The 1,134-nt window shown below is 73.7% G+C and carries 2 protein-coding genes; one reads left to right on the top strand and one right to left on the bottom strand.

Translation table 11 applies throughout. The features are described 5' to 3' along the window. Window positions 1-180 precede the first annotated feature (180 nt). Window positions 181-396, bottom strand: coding sequence for a hypothetical protein (locus H5J30_RS34805; protein ID WP_258563690.1), 216 nt, complete (start codon window positions 394-396; stop codon window positions 181-183). Between the two features lie 191 nt (window positions 397-587). Here H5J30_RS34805 and H5J30_RS34810 point away from each other — a divergent pair. Further along, a partial coding sequence (locus H5J30_RS34810) for a serine/threonine-protein kinase (protein WP_181791797.1) occupies window positions 588-1,134 on the top strand: 547 nt, incomplete at its 3' end.

A 1,134-nucleotide genomic window follows, 5' to 3' on the forward strand; every position in this document is an offset into this window, starting at 1 on the left:
TGCCCTGGGGCGGCTGCGGAACCCCCACTGCGTGCTGCATTCCGTGCACCCTCGCTCTTGACCCGTCACGTACCGACACCAGGCTGGTCATGGCCCTACCGCGGTCCGCGGCCTAGCCCCGCACGGTACCCGTACGACCCGCCATGGTGGGAACGATCCTGCCAGGAGCCCCGCCGGACCCTAGTCCCAGGTGTGCTCTCCGCCGAACAGCAGGGTGTGCTCCAGCACGTCCTCCATCGGGTCGTCGATCTGCCCGGTGCGCAGGAGCGCGAAGCTCGACCCGTTCGAGACCGTGCCGCCGTTGTAGTGCTCGTCTGCGGCCGCGACTCCGCCCTGCAGTCCCACGCCCGCCGGCGCCGCGACCATCGCGACCGCCACCCGTGCCCATACGCGCATACGCGTTTCTCCTCGTCGTCGGTGTTGCCGAGTGCTTCTGACGGGGACTCGGCAGTCCCGCCTTCCTATCCGCCGGAGGGGCGGCGAGGTTACGCCTTCGTACCGAGGAGAAGATCCGGAACTCCAATGGCGGTACGGGGCGTCTCTGTCATCCGAGCGGCGGGAGACGAAGGACGGCGAAGGAGCGGCGGATGAGTGGTGGCCAAGGGGCGGACGGCGGGCCGCGGTTCGGCCCGTACCGCGTGGCCGGATCGCTGGGCCGCGGCGCCATGGGGCAGGTGTTCCTCGCCCGCGACGCCGCCGGGCGGACGGCGGCCGTCAAGGTCGTGCACTCCTTCCTCGCCCGCGACCCCGAGTTCCGCGTCCGGTTCGCCCGGGAGGTGGCGGCGGCGGGGGCGGTGGCGAGCCCGTGCACGGCGGCGCTGCTGGCCGCGGACCCGGACGCCGCACGGCCCTGGCTGGCCTCCGCGTACGTCGAAGGGCCGACGCTCACCGCGCTGCTGAGGGCCCACGGGCCGCTGGACGAGCGGCGGTTGCGGGACCTGGCCGCCGCGCTGGCGACGGCGCTGGAGGCGATCCACGCGGCGGGGATCGTGCACCGGGACCTGAAGCCGTCGAACGTGATCGTGGGCGCAGGCGGGCCGTGCGTCATCGACTTCGGGGTGGCCCGGGCGGCCGACGCCACGCGGCTGACGGGCACCGGCGTGCTGATGGGCACCGCCGGGTACGCGGCGCCTG

The organism is Streptomyces phytophilus (genome assembly GCF_013870535.1).
Classification (GTDB): Bacteria; Actinomycetota; Actinomycetes; order Streptomycetales; family Streptomycetaceae; genus Streptomyces; species Streptomyces phytophilus.

Coding starts and splice junctions, on each gene's coding strand:
- H5J30_RS34805 (WP_258563690.1), bottom strand. CDS start 396: ATGCGCGTATGGGCACGGGTGGCGGTCGCGATGGTCGCGGCGCCGGCG.